The sequence below is a fragment of the Pseudoalteromonas luteoviolacea H33-S genome (genome assembly GCF_001625695.1).
GTDB classification, from domain to species: domain Bacteria; phylum Pseudomonadota; class Gammaproteobacteria; order Enterobacterales; family Alteromonadaceae; genus Pseudoalteromonas; species Pseudoalteromonas luteoviolacea_B.
Map to the genome: position 1 here is coordinate 1 of NZ_AUXY01000133.1, position 16,363 is coordinate 16,363.

The following is a 16,363-nucleotide window of genomic DNA, read 5'->3' on the forward strand; positions in this document are numbered from 1 at the left end:
GCCTATTTGATCAACAAGGCAAATCAAAACTAAAAAGGAACGAGGTTCATGGATAATCCTATAAGTAAATTTAAAGTGTGGTGGCAGGACTCACAGGCTAATAGCCCTTTAAATCAAAAAAATGCAGTGTGTGTATCTACTCTTGATGAGGGCGGTTTTCCATCAGGGAGATTTGTCGATTTAAAAGCTGTCAGTGATGAAGGCTTCGTTTTTTGCTCTTATATGGACTCAGAAAAAGGCAAGCAGATTTCGCATAACTCAAAATCAGCTATGACTATATGGTGGGATCATGTCGGCTACCAGGTTCGTGTTATCGGCCATGCAAAAGAGATTTCAAAAATTGAAGCCGATAGGTTTTGGGAAAAAAGAACAAGAAGTGCTCAGTTAACAACGTCTGCTTTTGAACAAAGTGCACCGCTTGAATCAGAAAGCCTTTTAGAAACGCGTTTACAGAAAGCGTCTATAAAATTGGATGGTCAGCCTGTGCCAAAACCTGATAATTGGGGAGGTTATGTCATTAAGCCGGTCTCAATTGAGTTTCTTACGTTTCGAGAGAGCAGGCTTCATTTGCGGGAATTATATGAGCGCACTGACGGCTATTGGAGCAAACAACTCCTTCAACCGTAAATGACATACTAAGGTTGTTAAATAGCGAGTTGATACGTAATTGAATTTGCAGTAGTGATACATGGCAAGGAAACAGTGAAGTACCTATTTATAATTCTGTTAAGCCTCATACTTGTGGCCTGCAATGGTGATAACTATCTGCGTGGTGAGGTAAAGCCATCGACGAATGGTAAAACATACTTTGGTGTCATCGATGATAATGGTGGTGAGTGTGGCCCTTTGCTCTTAGACGGTAAACCATGGAGTTTAGCGTTGGGTGAGATAACAGAAATTGAGGCTGGCGAACACACTATTCACTGTGGTGTATCAATTAGTTTCACTGTGCCTGAGGGCGTTATTTTTAAATTTGATTATTGGGGACCATAGCCATATTACAAACGTTTCATCTTATGAGGCCAAACTAGTAGGGCTTCACTTCCAGCTCGTTAATTTTCTTATTGTTATTGTGCGGGTTTGACGAGGTTATAGGGAATAACAATGAACATTCGACCATATACACAAAACGATCTTGCGGCGATTTTTGATATATATCGTCGCTCAAAGCTTGATGAGCTTAAGTTTGAGGAGAAAGTATTTACACTCCTGCCACTGGAGGAAGATAAGGAGCGGTTAAGAGGTTTAATGGAGTCACAAATATATGTGTATCAAGAACAAGGCCAAATTCTAGGGTTTGGCGCTAACTGTGGACATGAAATTCGCGCATTGTTTGTCGCTCCGAAGCATAGAGGGAAGGGAGTAGGGAAAGCATTGTTTGAGTTTTTATTGTCCAATATACATGGGCAGCCGTGCTTATATGTGGCAAGCACAAACCAACCAGCTAAATACCTATATCATGAGTATGGCTTTAGTGTCACAGAAACATTTGAAACTACATATAATCAAGTATCTGTGATAGCGCAAAAAATGGTGCGTATGGCTTCAGTTTAAACATCAGTAACTCAAGGACAGGCACATACTTATTGTTCAAAAAACTTGTTAATTGAAATTTAGTATGGTGTTTAAATTTAAAGGTGCCTGTCCTATTTGAAGTCTCTAATTAGACTATTAGCCCAGCATACCCTCATTCAAGACATGAGGAACGTAATAATATGTTTAAGACTAACTCGGAGGTGTTTAAAAAAGTCATAAGCCTTGTGGTTTCATTGCATTTTTTTAATTTTAGTAAAATGTAATGTTCATAAATTTTAAGGACATAGTTGTTTTTCAAGCAGCTTGATTTAACACGCATACAACGACTAAAAGAAAATAAAGTATGCCAAAGCAAGAATGGATGTTTATATGAAAAAACAAAATACAGTCGCAAAAATAGCGTTATTGATTTCAGTGTTTTCAGCTCAGTGGACTGTACAAGCTGATGATAAGTTAACAGCCATTTTAAACAACCTAGAACCGAAGTTGTTTGCACCAAATATTGTATCTACCAATCAATTTGATTATGGTTCTAGTTTATCTCCCGATGGCAAAAAGTTTGCGTTTGTTAGGGCGTTGGCCCGATTCTCACACAGTGCGCTTGTCATTACTCATAAACAAGGGGGTAGTTGGCAAACTCCAACTTTAATGCCATTTAGTGGCGAGTTTCATGATACTAACCCGTACTTCTCCAAAGACAGCAACACATTTTACTTTACTTCCAGAAGGCCCATTGAAGGATCTGATAAAGGTATATTTAAAATGTGGCAAGTAAACTTTGATGGCGATAAATTTGGTCAGCCCGAGTTAGTGCCTGGTAAAATTAACGGTGATCATAATGTGATCTATCCGACTGTACACACTAATAAAGATATCTATTTTTCATCTGTTATAAAAGGTTCTAAAGGGGGTATGGATCTCTTTATATCTAAGTATCATCCTCAAGGTTATCTAGCGCCAACTGAGATTTCAGAGCTTAACTCCACGGCCAGTGATGCAGATCCAGAGGTATCAACGGATGGAAAAGTGCTATTTTATACTTCAATGAGAGCGGGCGGTTTAGGGCACTATGATTTGCATGTATCGGTTAAGCAGAAGGATGGTAAGTGGGGGGAGCCTATCAATCTAGGCGACAAGATTAATTCACGTAGAATGGACTCAGATCCTATTTTATCAGCTGACGGCAATACGCTATTTTTCTCAAGTGATAAGAATCCAGAAGTGAAGGCCGTAAAAAATTATAATGAATTACTGAAACGACAGGAGAGTATTCATAATGGTCTTATGAATATTTATAGTGTCGATATAACCGAGTTAAATAGCTACCTTCGCAATAATATCTAAGCCATCAATCACAATACTTATTGCAATAATAGGAAAACATGTAGATTTATTTGCATGTTTTTCTGTTTGAACTCTATTACTAGAGGCACAAAGCTTTGTTATTGCTTCAACGCTATTGTAACGTGCCTAATTATGTAGTTGCCTTGTCGCTCCACGTTTTAGCTCGACAAACAAGGGGCAGCTCCAATTTTTGCCTCAGCATTGCTTTTTTGAGTATGAGCGGGCAAATGGAGGCAAATGGGAGGAGGCAAATGGGACAGGCAAGATTTGTCCACAACGCCGTACAAAGTCCATCTACCAAAATACTGATGAGATATTTTCTTTCAGAGGAGGAGAACGGCTACAGGTTTTTGAATTACCTAAAGCCGTAAGACCTAGTTATGTAATGCTTGGCATTGTTCGCCCTGCTAGATCTGCAGGAAAGCCTCTTTCTAGGGCAAGGTATTCAGCCCTTTGGGCGATTTGTTGTTCAGATATATCGCTAGTCATGGAGGTATCAACAAAGCTATTTCGACAGTGTTGTGAGTTTTCGTCAGTTAACAAACCAAGTTCGACTAATTTATCAAAGATGGTATTTGCCGCTGGCAGGGCAGACGATGCCTTGACGATTTCACATCGAGCATAGCTATTTGATTGAAAAGCCACATCAGCAACCCTTAGTGTCGCGTCAGCACCTGGTATTTGCTGCGCCCCATACATAGGGCGGCCACCAACATCAGCACTATTAAAATCAGGAATATAGCCAGCTACTTTTTCGATAGCTTTGGCGGTTCTTTCATTGATGATTTGTTCGTCCCACTGATGATTTACTTTTCTGATGTATTTGCTCGGTAACTCTGGTTGAGCACTTTCCTGTTTAGACGACACTAACCCATCCTCAAAAAGGGTAATGTCAGGCGTCATTGCGTGTATTTGAAAGTAACCATTAGGGTATGGAGTTAACTGCGTCATGCCATCTTTAGTGCCTCGAGTACCATGAAAGATAACTTCGGGCCATTTAGTCTGGGTGTCATTCCAACGGCTAATATAAGCGGCTTTAAATTCAACCATACGCTTTGGTTTGGCACCTACCATGTCATCAATGGTACCAGTTCTAAACCCACAGGCATTAATTAGATAGTCTACTTCAAATGTCTCATCTATGCCCGAGCGTGTTGTTTCAATCATCCATTTTTGTGCACTGTTTTGTGTGACTGAAGTCACTTGAGTGCTTGTGAGTAACTCACAATGTGGACTATTTTCTAGTGCTAAACTGGTTAATGCTGCTAGCCTGAAAACGCTAATGCCATATTCTTGTACTAAAAAGATCGGGAATTTAAGCCGCGTTAAATCTGTTTGCTTCGCAAAGGCTATCATCCATTCATCGGGGGTTTGTGGATGATTTGGAACCGATAATTGCGACAATTTTTCAATGTCTGCGCGTTGGTACAATCTAAAATACTCGGATGCAGGCCCCAGTATTTCATTTTGAGGATCTGACTCGACGAGCCTCTGATATTCCCTCTGCAGCACTGTTAGCCTAGATATAACATCGCTTGGTTCGCCTTTATCGTGCGATGGTACAGCCACGATTGTCGGCCTGTAATCTATGGCTTCTTGATACAGCTTTGCTGTATTAATCGATTGTTTTAATAAATCGATACACTGCTGATCTGATATTTCTCTATATAAATTGCCCCCTGCGTGCAGGTGACACATTGGCGGGCCATTGACTAAGCTACTCTCTTTTTCGAAAAGTAATACGTCAGCGCCTTGTTGGCTTAATTTTAATGCGATGGTTGCACCGCCAATACCACCGCCTATGATCCCGACGCGAGTATTGGCAAACTTTGGCTGTTTATTTATCATGCTCTACACAATAATGGAAATGTTAAAACGTCAAACTTCAAAAGGCTGAGCTTGTTAATGCGCTGATTCTGCAACGGGAGCTAGGGCTTCAATGATGTCGGCAAAATTATCTAACACCAGTGATGCGCCATGGCTATTAATGTCTTCACCGTGATTATATCCATAGGTTAAACCGATACTCTGCATCTCTGCTGCTGTTGCTGCAAAAATATCGTTTTTCGAGTCACCTATCATTAAACACGACGATGCTTTAACGCCGAGCGTTTCACATACGTAAATCAACTGCATAGGGTCTGGTTTGCGTTTTGGCAAGCTGTCTCCTCCGACAACCATTTCGAAAAGGTTGTCTAGACCTAAGTGCTTTAGAATAGGGCGAACAAACTGCTCTGGTTTGTTTGTAACAATGACCAAACGATAACCATCACGATGCAAGGTTTCTAATGTGCTTTTTACATTGGGGTATAGTGTTGTATCAACACATACATTTTGTTCGTAATAAGCTAGAAAAATTGAAAGTGCTTTTTCGACGTAAGCGGGATCCAAATCAGGGTTGATGTCAATATGACCTGATAATGCTCTTTTGGTTAACACGGCTGCGCCGTTACCAACCCAACTGCGGATCGTGTCGGTAGGGTAGGGTTTCATGTCTAATTCATGTAGCATTTGATTAATGCTGAGCGCTAAATCGGGCACACTGTCTATCAATGTGCCATCCAAATCAAATAGCAATACGTTTTTGTCGGTGAATTTCAATGTAAATTCCTAATATTGGCCCTAGTTTAAACCGCGCTAGTGTATCTTTAAAAAGAGCCACTTTCTACGGCTATCCTAGCTAAATCTTTGTGTTCTGTGTAAACCTTGTTGAACTGAGTTTTGTTCTTAACGTTTTAAGATTTTTGCACCAGAACTGTTATCCAAACGACTCTGTAATACGCCCCCTAAGTATTTTCGGTTCAAAAAAAATAATGAGTTTTTCTACAAATGGATAAGATGGTTTGCATTGCGATATCTTTGACGAACCGTGGTGAGCAGGAAATTTGGTTATCTTTACAAAAGCCAGATAATTGGCTTTAGATAAGAGACCATTTCCAGCGAATGGTTCGTGGTGAGCTGAGCTAATTAAACAACCACTATCATGCCTCGCTGAAGCTCAGTGATAATTTAGGGTGGGTAAGTCATGCCCTAACTCGAGACATCTTCAAAATATATCTGTCCTAGTTGTTCTTCTATTTGTCCTTCAGTTCGCTTTAAGAAGTGCCTGTCCGGTTTTGAGCGCGATTTTGAGGTTGGTTTTGCTAGTCATTTACTACTTTAAAAATACATTTAATAATTTTATATTAAAAACAAAAAAGGCCTAATTTCAGGGAGGGTAAAAGTACATGAATTACACTTTACGTAAAGCAAATGACGGTGATTTGGATTTTTTATTGAGCCTGCGCCGAATAACAATGGATAACTATTTGTTAAGTGATGGGGTGGATATAAGCGATAAAGAGCATATCTTCCGCATAAAATATAACTTTGAAGACGCTCAGATAATCCAAGTCAACAATAAAAATATTGGATTGTTTAAAGCTAGTTTCATTTCTGAAAAATCACAATGGTATATTTTTCAGATACAAATACTACCTTCATATCAAGGTTTTGGAATAGGTAGGAAACTAATCACTGATTTATGTGATAAAGCGAAAAAAGACAAACTATCGGTAGGCCTAAGTGTTCTCAAGAGTAATCCTGCGAAGAACCTTTATGACGCGCTTGGGTTTCAGGTTGTCGGCTCAGATTGTTCTGAATATGAAATGGAGTACGGTGCTTAACAAACGTGACAACAAGATAATAAGTAAAGCGATTGGATTGCAAGCCAATTTTCTAATTTGAACAAGTTACTTGTTATTACACACCCTCATAGCAATAGGTGGTTTTGCGCTTGTTTATTAAACGAAAGGCTTGGACATAGACATTATCTATAATGTATATGATGTGTGCTTTAGTGTTGGTTTCTGGAGTGTTGCAACATATGAGGTTTACATACAATTTACTATAACTGAATGTTCCTTGTTTAAAATGTTTGATTGCGCTTATATCGATGCATTAGTCTTTGATTGGTAAGTAAGCTAGGGTAACTTTCTTGACATATTTGCTGCGATTTCTAGGCTGCAAGTTTAAAATTCATTCCAATGATATCTCGCCGAAAATGCCGATTATAAGGTTGGATTTGTTCGTACATTGTAGATATTATGCAAGTTAGTTTTGCAGTTTATGATTGGTGTATTAAATTAGTTATATATGAAACCAGAAAAGCCAACAATACTTGGGAGTAATGAATTTAGACCATCAGCTAGGTGTCCTAATTGTAATTTAATAATGTATTTGGGGAATCGCTGCCCGCATTGCAACCATTTGTTAAATCATCCAGAGCAAAAAGCGCAGCATGAGTTCTGGAAGAGAACGCAAAGAGAAGGGTACATTAAAGGGGGTATCTTCTTTTCTTCATTTTTTATATTCATAATTCTAATCTTTGGTCTATGAGCAGTTAATTCTATCAAACGAGAAATTTTTATTAGTGCATTATGGTTTTTGGTTGCCACGGCTGTTGCTTGGGTATTTTAAATCTATACCTTCTAATGTTTGTTATAATTTATTTTTTTGATACAGCCTACTTAAATATGAAAACGATTATTTTAATCGATGACTAACTTTAGGTAAGATAATGTGAGCGTCTTTTTTAAGATTGCTTTGTTATGTATCTAAATAGGTAAATATTCAGCGACTGACACACTCTGTATGACAGTCGCTGATCAGCGGGTTAGTAGTAATACGCCATAAAGCACATATTACCAGTACAAGAAACATTGTAGTCGAGGGTCAAATTATATAGATATTCAATTGAACTGATATCGACTTCTGACAATTCGTTGTTATGTAACTGGAGGTAGCTTAATTGGCTATTATTTGCGAGGTCGACAGTGGTTAACTTGTTGCTGTCCAGATATAACTCTACAAGTGCACTGTTATCACTCGTATTGAGCTGCGTTAGCTCGTTGTTGTCAGCTATTAAATTTGTTAATGCTTCACTTTGGGTAATATTTAGTTGGGCGATATTGTTTCGACTTACTTTTGCGTAGGTTAGTTCAGGCTGCTCAGACAAATCAAGTGCACTTAGTTGATTATCGTTCACATGTAGCTCAGTCAGCATTGAGTTGGCGGCTATAGTAAGTTTGGTCAAACTATTGTTGCTTGCATGTAATGTCTGCAATGAAGGGTTTGCAGTGGTATCTAGGTCAGTCAGCTGGTTGTAGTCTACATTAAGAGTAATGAGAGATGGGCTAGACGCTAGAGTGAGCTCTGAAAGTTGGTTATTCACTGCCTCTAGTTCAATTAGGGAGTCATGGCTTCCCAAAATCAGTGATGATAAGTGATTTTCGCTTATATTGACTTTAGTCAGTAATGAGTGACTGCTCAGGTCAAGTTGTGTTAGTTGATTTGAATATACATCCAAATTTTGTAGTGCTGAGGCTGAAGATAACGCAAGTTCTGCTAATTGGTTATTACTAACATTAAGTTTCTTGAGTATGCTAGCCCCATCAAGATTAAAAGATGTGAGTAAGTTGTCAGAGGCCTCAATAGATACTAGAGCAGGTGTATTTGTTACTGTTAACGTCTCTAGTTTGTTATCGTTTACATTTAGTATCTCTAACTTAGGTTGATCTGAGATATCCAAAGTTGTTAACTCGTTAGAGTATGCAGTTAGAAAGTACAATTCAGTATTTTGGGTTATGTCTAATTCTTGAAGCTTATTGTTAGATAATGTAACACTTTCCAGAAGTAAGTTGTTGGATAGGTCAATTTCGGTTAGCTGATTGTTCGAAAGGTATAAAGAGGATAAGGCGATATTATCGCTAATATCCAATTGATAAAGTTGGTTATATTCCAATGATAAATATGATAAAAGCACATTGTTAGATAAGTCTATATTGGTTAGCTTATTGTTCGAGGCGTATAGGGTTATCAACTCCGGATTATTGGAGACATCTAGCTCAGTCAAAGCATTGCCGTTAACAGCCAAGTAATTCAGTTCTGTATTGCGTTCAAGGTCAAGACTAGTAAGTTGTAACCCATTGGCAGAAAGAGAGTAGAGCTCTGGCATACCAGACAGGTTAAGTGTCTTTAGTGGCAAGTGACTTAGCGATAATGAGTTGAGTTGAGAGTGAACGGATAAGTCTAAGTCATTTATCTGTATATCGCTTAGTTCTAGCCTAGTAAGCCGTGTTAAATGAGACAAGTCTATGTCTTTTATGTAAGAGCTAATACGGAGCTCTCTGAGATCAGGTATGGCAGAAAGGTCTAGCTGTGCTAGTCCGTGAGCAGATACAGTCAGTTCCTCAAGCTGCGAGTTGTTAGATAAGTCGAGTGAAGCGAGCTTATCACTATAAACGTGAAGGCTGTGAAGCTGATTATTATAAGATGTGTTGAGGCGGTCTATTCCCCGCGCATTTACATGAAGATTTTGCAACGATTTATTTGAAGAAATGTCGAGTTTATCAAGCTCTGAACTGTATATTTGCAGTGTTTTTAACGCTGTATTATTTTCAACATTAAGTGTTGTAAGGGTGCTGCTCTCAAGTGTTAATTGGGACAGAGCGGTATTTTTTGACACATCTATTGTTTGCAAACTATCCGAAAAGACGCTTAATTCTGCCAGGCTGGCATTTTTATCTAGTTTAATGCTTTCAAGTTTGGAGTCTGAAACTGACAGTTTTTCAAGTGCTTTAAAGTTCGAAAAGTCCAATTCTGTAAAACCATGGCCAGAGACGGATAGTTCAGTAAGCAATTCATTAATAGGGAAACTAAGTTTTGTAAGTTGGTTATTTAACAGGTGAAACTCTGTAAGCATTGGGTTGTGCGAGATGTCCAGTTGAGTCAGTTGGTTATTCTCTACAAAGAGTTTTGAGAGATTCGGTAACCCTGTTAAATCTAATGTCGAAAGCTTGTTATCCGCCAGTCGTAATTCCAACAACTCTGGATTTTGCGACAGTTTAATTGTGTTTAATGCATTATTCGCAAGATCGAGTGATTGCAAATGCGGATTATTCTTTAAATTTACGCTTGTTAGCGCATTCGAAGATAAATTTACATTCTTCAAGGCAGTATTCTTACTGAGGTTGATCTCAGATAGTTGGTTTTTTGATACTGTCAAAAATGTCAGGTGTTGAGCATCTGAAAGATCTAAGTTTATTAGTTGGTTGTCAAATAGCTCTAAATGGTTCAAGTTTTGCGAGTTAGCTAAGTTTAAAGTGGTTAGTGGGGTATGTGTGATAAACACATGACGTAATTCAGAGTTTTGTGACAGATCTAGCTGAGTAATATTGACTTCGCTGAGGGATAAATAGTTAAGTTTTGGGTTGTCAGAGAGTTGTAAATTGGTAATAAATGCATTTTCAATATACAAATTTTCAAGGTGAATATTTGTATTGACGTTAAGCTCCCAGAGCACTTGGCTGTTGATTGATAATGAGTGTAACTCGACGTTTTTAGACACATCTAAGGTTTCTAACTGAGCTGCATCTACAGACAAGCCTTTGATTTTATGATTCTTTGTGATATCGAGCGCTTTTAGTTGCCCACTGGAAATAGCAAGGTCTACGAGATCTGTGTGGTTAGAGATATCTAAAGCGTTTAATTGACTTTCATCGATATTTAGCCATTTGAGTTTGGCGTTGTTTGAAATATCAAGCGTTTCAAGGAGTGGGCTAGAGATCTCAAGCCAGTACAACTCTGGGTTTTCTGAAATATCGATGTTTGTAAACCTTTGATTATACAGTTCTAAGCGCTGAAGTTTTGAAAAATGCTTAATGGCTTCCGGGTTTTCTATGGGCTGATGACAGGAAATGGAAGTAACTTCATCTGTAAACGTGTATTCGCCTCGCATAGATAAACATTGAGTCAGTACAGGATCTATATCCAATGAACTGAGTTCGACTCGAGGTTTAAATATAATATCAACCGTGCAGTCTGACTGCATATTTTCAATGCTATACCAGTCGCCTGCCAATGTACCACCACACCCAGTCGCGGAGGCGACATAGTAGCCTTCATCTGGCTCTAGTAAGAAGCCAGTATAGCCATTTGCATTCACTGTATTTGCAGGGTCAATGGCTCTACCAGATCCGACAATATTGGTCGTTAAGGTATAAGTAACAATATTTGTCGTGGAAGAAGAGCTGTTTGTATTACTATTGTTGTTACTGCTGCTGCCACCACCACAGCCAATTAAAAAGAATGAGAGCAATGCAGCTACAGAAAAAGTTGGTTTATGTGTCAATTGTATACTCCAGAAGTTTATGCTAATAGCTTATCAGAGCGAAAATGCTCCGTATACGAAGTTAAGTTAACGGTATAATATAATTCTGTAAATAAAAAATATATAATTGTTTTATATTTTAAGTTTTATTCTTTTGCAATGGGTTTTGGTGTGTGACTTTCTTTAATTATAAATATATTTATCTTTATTTTTGCGGTGTTTTATACCTTTTTTGATTTTTTAGTGGGTTTATAGTGGGGTTTTAGGTCGCATAAAATCTTCTAATTTTCTTTAGAAGTAATGGGGTTTAATATAGTCTTTACTACACATGAAACTACATGCGCTGAACTTTTTAACCGAGCGAGTTTTTAGAAAGTAATTTAAAATAAAAGTATGGTTACTTAAAGGGGCAGGTATTTATGTTTGATTACTGCCTTCTCTGATTCCTGAATATATAGATATTGATCATTCGAACATGAATAAAGTGATCTCGCTCAAAGGCTTTCCTTAACAGATATATGGACTTATCAAGCTTTAAGCGTTGCTTTTAGAATGTTGACTCTAAAAAGCTTTAGGAAAGAGTTGGCATGCTAAATTCAGATGAAAGCTTCGGCTTAGTTTTTGGAAAGTAAGAAATGTTTAAAATTGAGAGATAAGGCGGTAAACTAGGCTGAATAATATAGTCACATTTTTTGGTCTCAGACTTAATGTGTTTGGATTGAACGCAGGTAAAACAATAATAGATAGGAGTATACATGCCACATTTTGTAATGGATTGCTCAGAAAGTATTTTAAAAGTGCATGATGAAGAGTTTATTCTTGAGCAAGTTTTTTTGGTAGCGAGCGCGACTCAATTATTTGATGACAATGATATTAAAGTGAGAATTAACCCTTTTAAAAAGTACTCAGTTGGTAACAAACGAGAGGAGTTTATTCATGTGTTTGCCTCTATTATGCAAGGTCGAACAGAAGAGCAAAAGGCGGCATTATCTCAGGCTGTGGTATCAAAACTTGTTGAGATGTTCCCAAACGTACCAAATATCGCCATGAACGTCGATGATTTTGAGAAGGCGACATATTGCAATCGTTCAATGATTTAGCGTCTTTATAAAAATATTGTAACTCGCATAGTCTCAACTCTGAAACGATATATCGAGATCATCAAGAAGTGGCATTAGTCGTCTAAAGATGGGTTAGGTGTTTGCTTGATATTTATGCTATTTTTTCGATAGATATTTGACTTGAATACAACTTAAGTAAGTCTACAAAGAATGGAGTATTTTTTGAGTGCTGACTCGAGTATTTGGGTAGCACCGCTTTGTATGTTTTGATGGTGTATGCGCTTTGATAAAAGGATATGTTGTGGTGACTAACAGCAAATATAAAAGGCTAAGCGATAGTAGGGATTTTATTGTTGATAATTACCACGCACCGCTTAGTTTATCCGATATCGCAAAACATTCATGTATGTCCCCATACCATTTTTTGCGTGTTTTTAAGGACAAATATGGTGAAACACCCAATGAATATTTGATCCGGCTAAGAGTCGAACAAGCAAAGATAATGCTTATTACAGAACAGTGCAGTGTCTCTGAGGTTTGTGAAAAAGTGGGTTATGCAAGCCTAGGTAGCTTTTCCTCTTTATTTGTAAAACAAGTAGGCCTGGCGCCGACGTCATATCGACGTAAGTTATGGGCTTTATCAGCAGAAGCCTATTGCTTTCCTGCTCAGGCGATACCTGCGTGCTATGCATATCACTTTTTGGGTAAATTGACGAAATGAGCAAGATTGAAGAAATATTCTTGAGATTATTTTTGTATGATGAAGATGATTGAACAAATAAGGAATATATAAATGATCACATCTATAGCACATACAACAATTTATGTTCTCAATCAGGAAGACGCGCTTGATTTTTATAAAAACAAGCTTGGTTTTGAAGTAGGAGATGATATGAAAGTGGAGGGCGGTTTTCGATGGTTGACTGTGCACCCGAAATCTAACCCCGAGCTCCAATTAGTATTGGCAGAGCCTAAAGAAGGGCCCATGTTTAGTAAGGACGCGGCAGAGAAAATACGCAGTCTAATTGAAGAAGGCGCATTTGGTGCGGGGGTTTTTGAAACAGAAAACTGCCAAAAAACGTACGAAGAACTTGTTTCGAGTGGCGTGGAGTTTATTCAACCGCCAACAGAGCAGTTGTATGGTGTTGAAGCGATGGCGCTGGATAACTCTGGAAATTGGTTTAGCCTGGTTCAACGGAAATAAGCATTGAATTTTAAAGTAGGGCATTTTTAATATATGCCCTAAATGTGGATCTTCTTTGAGTATGCCACTCAACCAAAACAATGCGTGTAGGTTAAGTGGCTTGCCTAGTGCCTCAACTTTTTAGCTTTGTGTTTAAATAAATGCAGGCAGGATTTTTTCGGCAATGACCTGCTTGAACGCAATGCTGTTATCGTTGGCTGTATGCACAATCAGTAGGTCTAACTCATCAATGATCATAATGATTTGACCGTTGCCGCCTTGAGCTGACACCCCTAAATATTTTTTATCCCCAACTTTTAAGTCTACTCCCCACCACAGATAGCCGTAACCTTGTTTAGATACATCTTTACCGCCCCAATGCACTTCATCATCACCGGTAATGACAAGTCTGCTAGTACCATCAGTGATAAACTTTTCAGGTATAAGTTGCTCGCCCTGCCACTTCCCTTTGTTCATCGCGAGCATGCCCCATTTGACCATATCCCGTGAGGTCATATTGGTACGCCAACCCGCTTCTGGCAAACCTGAAGCCCCATTCGTTCTCCATCGATAATTGCTGATCCCCATCTTGTCGAGTAACTCTTTTTTAATGAAGTCTTTTGCTGAGCCCGGAACGACCGCTTCGAGGACGTGCATAACCAGTAACGGCCCATAGCCATACTTGAATGTTTGCGAGTCTTTGGTGACGGGTGTGCTGTAGTTTAGTATTGTTTGGATCTCTTTTTGGCCCATCAATTGGTTTGGTAACTTATTTATCTGTGCCCTTTGCTCATCATTGGTTCGAATGCCTGAAGTCATGGTCAATGCGTGACGCAAAGTCACTTTATCGGCGCCTTTTTTAATTGCTCCTTCTAAGTTTAATTTTGTTAGAAAGCTCGTTATTGGCTTGTCTAAGTCATCCATGGAAAGGTAGCCTAATTGAATGGCCCGACCGAGCGCTAAACCTGTGTAGGTTTTTGTGACTGAGGCCTGATAATGAGGCAGGTTGACTCGGCCTTTTGCATAATAGGATTCAAAAACCAGTTTTCCTTTGTGGGAGATTAAAAGGCTGTCGTAATGACCATGCTTATAGTCTGCAAGTTCTTTTGCAAACTGTATGACCTGTTGTTTATCAGCTCCAGAGTTACCTAGATTGCCTACGGAGATCCCATCCTGTCTATTTTCCGGAGATGTATCGATAAATGCTTTTTCAAGAAAGGGAGTTTCTGTATAACCAATCTGTATATCTGCTTTTGCAACTACAGGGGCCTGGTGCGTATTTTCTTTATTGCTTGCTGAGGCAAGGCCGCTATAGCTGGATAAGACAGCAATGGTAAGTAAGCTTTTCACTGCGCATTTTATAGTCATTCTTTATCCTTGTTACTTTGTTGATAATTATTATTTAAACCGGATTGAGGTGATTTATGTTCGTTATTATTCACGCCAATTCATCTGCTGCTAAGTACTATAACGAGATAAGAAAGATGGACTTGAACTCCCTATGATTTTTTGATTACAGCTTGATGATTTGAATTATATCCATACTTATCAGTTGCTTGGGTTTTGTATGATTGTAGGTGAATTCAATCAACCTAGACCTCTTAAAGCGTTTATGCAGATTGTCTATTGGTTTTTTGGTTTATATTTTGTAATTTAGGTGAATAGGGATAACAGTGGAGTATACAAATGGATAAGGCGGTTAAAGCATGCTGGCAGCAGTATCCTGAGCATGTACGAGCCCGGCTGGAATTACTTCGCGGGTTAGTTTTTCAAGTTGCCAATGAACTCGATTTAGGTGACGTTGAAGAGTCTCTTAAATGGGGAGAGCCTAGCTATAAAGTAAAAGTAGGTAGCCCAGTAAGAATTGATTGGAAGCCCAAAACACCAAACAATTACTTTCTGTATTTTCATTGCCAAACAAAGTTGGTTGATACCTTTCGCGTGTTATATAGTGAAGCACTTGAATTTAATGGGAATAGAGCAATAGTACTCTCTTTAGCTGAGCCACTGCCAAAGGCGATCATTAAGCACTGTTTAGAATTAGCGCTTACCTACCAGCAAAGGAAGCACTTACCATTATTGGGCGCTTAGTAATCAGTTATGGTTTAATCATGAATGACTATTTGGCTCTACAAAGCTTACTATGACCGAGTAAAACTAGGAGCTGCTTGATGCGTGGTAAGCAGCTCTTTATGCGCACCAGCTAACAGTGCAATTTGATTTTATGCCTATATCAATTAGATTTTAAAGTTTTTCTCGGGATGTTTTGATTGATGTATCCAGAGCTAACAAGGTTGAGCTGGCCAAATCAAAAGTATAAAACTGGGGAGATTGGCCTTCTTGCGATATAAGCAACTTATTGTTTTCAATTGTTCTAAATGATCCGACGTCTTCCAATATTAGGCTTAAGCTTTTGCCATCAAAGGTTGAGGTAAATAACTTGGCTGAATCTTCATGGTCAAGATACCCATTTTGATTAGTGTCTTCATTAATGATCCGGTAAACGTTTTTATTTAATAAGTGCTCCTCTTCACTTGAGGAGAACCTTGCCTTTGAAAACTCAAGTAGTAGTCCGTCTTTTCTCAATAACATATGTGGTTTGCTATTTTCTCTTACAAACATCAAGTTAACGGCGTTCCTGGATAAGAAGTGTCCATTATATAAGTCGTGTGACACTTTTGGGCCTGTAAACATAGAATAAATCTCACTGTCATGATGTTGAGTAATATCAATTTCTTTGGAGATCAACTCAAAAATGTACACATCTTTTAACTTTGTTGAATACTCTTTTGTGTACTGTGTTTGTTTAATTTGCTCTTGAGGATCACTGTTATCGACCAGTGCAATTTTTGGTGGCTCATATTTATGGTCGAAGAATTTCGAAATAAACTCGACAGAAATGACGACAATAAAAAGTGTCACGGCCAAAAAGAATAAGACGTGATTAGATTTTTTTATGAAGTTTAGCGCGCTATCCATAATTCTCCCTGAAAGTGAAAAAGCATTTTAATGTTGCTTAAACACTATTTTATTGAATATGACATTAAGTGTCAGTTGTATATTTGTGTTTGTTTTTTGATAATCAAGGTG

14 protein-coding genes are annotated in these 16,363 nt (G+C 38.4%); 9 read left to right on the forward strand and 5 right to left on the reverse strand.

The window, feature by feature from the left end; genetic code table 11:
* Positions 1-48 precede the first annotated feature (48 nt).
* The 4 genes from N477_RS23930 (at position 49) to N477_RS23945 (ending at position 2,880) form a co-directional block, all read left to right on the forward strand.
* Positions 49-627 carry a pyridoxine/pyridoxamine 5'-phosphate oxidase gene (locus N477_RS23930; protein ID WP_063364138.1) on the forward strand — a complete coding sequence of 193 codons (579 nt, stop codon included), beginning with the start codon at positions 49-51 and terminating at the stop codon, positions 625-627.
* Between the two features lie 75 nt (positions 628-702).
* On the forward strand, positions 703-993 hold the full coding sequence (locus N477_RS23935; RefSeq protein ID WP_063364137.1) for a hypothetical protein: 291 nt from the start codon (positions 703-705) through the stop codon (positions 991-993).
* Positions 994-1,104: 111 nt separating this feature from the next.
* On the forward strand, positions 1,105-1,554 hold the full coding sequence (locus N477_RS23940; RefSeq protein WP_063364136.1) for a GNAT family N-acetyltransferase: 450 nt from the start codon (positions 1,105-1,107) through the stop codon (positions 1,552-1,554).
* Between the two features lie 351 nt (positions 1,555-1,905).
* Positions 1,906-2,880, forward strand: a complete 975-nt coding sequence (locus N477_RS23945; protein WP_063364135.1) for a PD40 domain-containing protein — start codon at positions 1,906-1,908, stop codon at positions 2,878-2,880.
* 378 nt (positions 2,881-3,258) lie between these two features.
* Here the strand turns inward: N477_RS23945 and N477_RS23950 are convergent, their stop codons facing one another.
* Together N477_RS23950 and N477_RS23955 are read right to left on the reverse strand one after the other, a co-directional pair.
* Positions 3,259-4,728, reverse strand: coding sequence for an FAD-dependent oxidoreductase (locus tag N477_RS23950; RefSeq protein WP_063364134.1), 1,470 nt, complete (start codon positions 4,726-4,728; stop codon positions 3,259-3,261).
* A gap of 54 nt (positions 4,729-4,782) precedes the next feature.
* Positions 4,783-5,481: a phosphoglycolate phosphatase gene (locus tag N477_RS23955; RefSeq protein ID WP_063364133.1), complete on the reverse strand. Its 699-nt coding sequence runs from the start codon at positions 5,479-5,481 to the stop codon at positions 4,783-4,785.
* A 626-nt stretch (positions 5,482-6,107) separates the two neighbouring features.
* On the opposite strand from N477_RS23955, the gene N477_RS23960 reads away from it, so the two are divergent.
* The gene (locus N477_RS23960) at positions 6,108-6,545 is read left to right on the forward strand and encodes a GNAT family N-acetyltransferase (RefSeq protein ID WP_063364132.1); all 438 of its coding nucleotides are present in this window, start codon (positions 6,108-6,110) and stop codon (positions 6,543-6,545) included.
* A gap of 989 nt (positions 6,546-7,534) precedes the next feature.
* On the opposite strand, the gene N477_RS23965 is transcribed toward N477_RS23960, so the two are convergent.
* Positions 7,535-11,050 (reverse strand): hypothetical protein, encoded by a 3,516-nt coding sequence (locus tag N477_RS23965; protein ID WP_063364131.1) that lies wholly within the window; start codon positions 11,048-11,050, stop codon positions 7,535-7,537.
* Between the two features lie 734 nt (positions 11,051-11,784).
* Here N477_RS23965 and N477_RS23970 point away from each other — a divergent pair.
* From N477_RS23970 to N477_RS23980, 3 genes are all read left to right on the forward strand, one after another.
* Positions 11,785-12,129 carry a 5-carboxymethyl-2-hydroxymuconate Delta-isomerase gene (locus tag N477_RS23970; RefSeq protein WP_063364130.1) on the forward strand — a complete coding sequence of 115 codons (345 nt, stop codon included), beginning with the start codon at positions 11,785-11,787 and terminating at the stop codon, positions 12,127-12,129.
* A 265-nt stretch (positions 12,130-12,394) separates the two neighbouring features.
* Complete coding sequence (locus N477_RS23975) at positions 12,395-12,811, forward strand: helix-turn-helix domain-containing protein (RefSeq protein ID WP_269200127.1); 417 nt, start codon at positions 12,395-12,397, stop codon at positions 12,809-12,811.
* Positions 12,812-12,883: 72 nt separating this feature from the next.
* Positions 12,884-13,294, forward strand: a complete 411-nt coding sequence (locus N477_RS23980) for a VOC family protein (RefSeq protein ID WP_063364128.1) — start codon at positions 12,884-12,886, stop codon at positions 13,292-13,294.
* 132 nt (positions 13,295-13,426) lie between these two features.
* On the opposite strand, the gene N477_RS23985 is transcribed toward N477_RS23980, so the two are convergent.
* Complete coding sequence (locus N477_RS23985; RefSeq protein WP_063364127.1) at positions 13,427-14,641, reverse strand: serine hydrolase domain-containing protein; 1,215 nt, start codon at positions 14,639-14,641, stop codon at positions 13,427-13,429.
* 318 nt (positions 14,642-14,959) lie between these two features.
* On the opposite strand from N477_RS23985, the gene N477_RS23990 reads away from it, so the two are divergent.
* On the forward strand, positions 14,960-15,364 hold the full coding sequence (locus N477_RS23990) for a DUF1801 domain-containing protein (RefSeq protein WP_063364126.1): 405 nt from the start codon (positions 14,960-14,962) through the stop codon (positions 15,362-15,364).
* 153 nt (positions 15,365-15,517) lie between these two features.
* Here the strand turns inward: N477_RS23990 and N477_RS23995 are convergent, their stop codons facing one another.
* Entirely contained in the window at positions 15,518-16,252 is a 735-nt protein-coding gene (locus N477_RS23995; protein WP_063364125.1) for a hypothetical protein, read from the reverse strand.
* Positions 16,253-16,363: the final 111 nt, after the last annotated feature.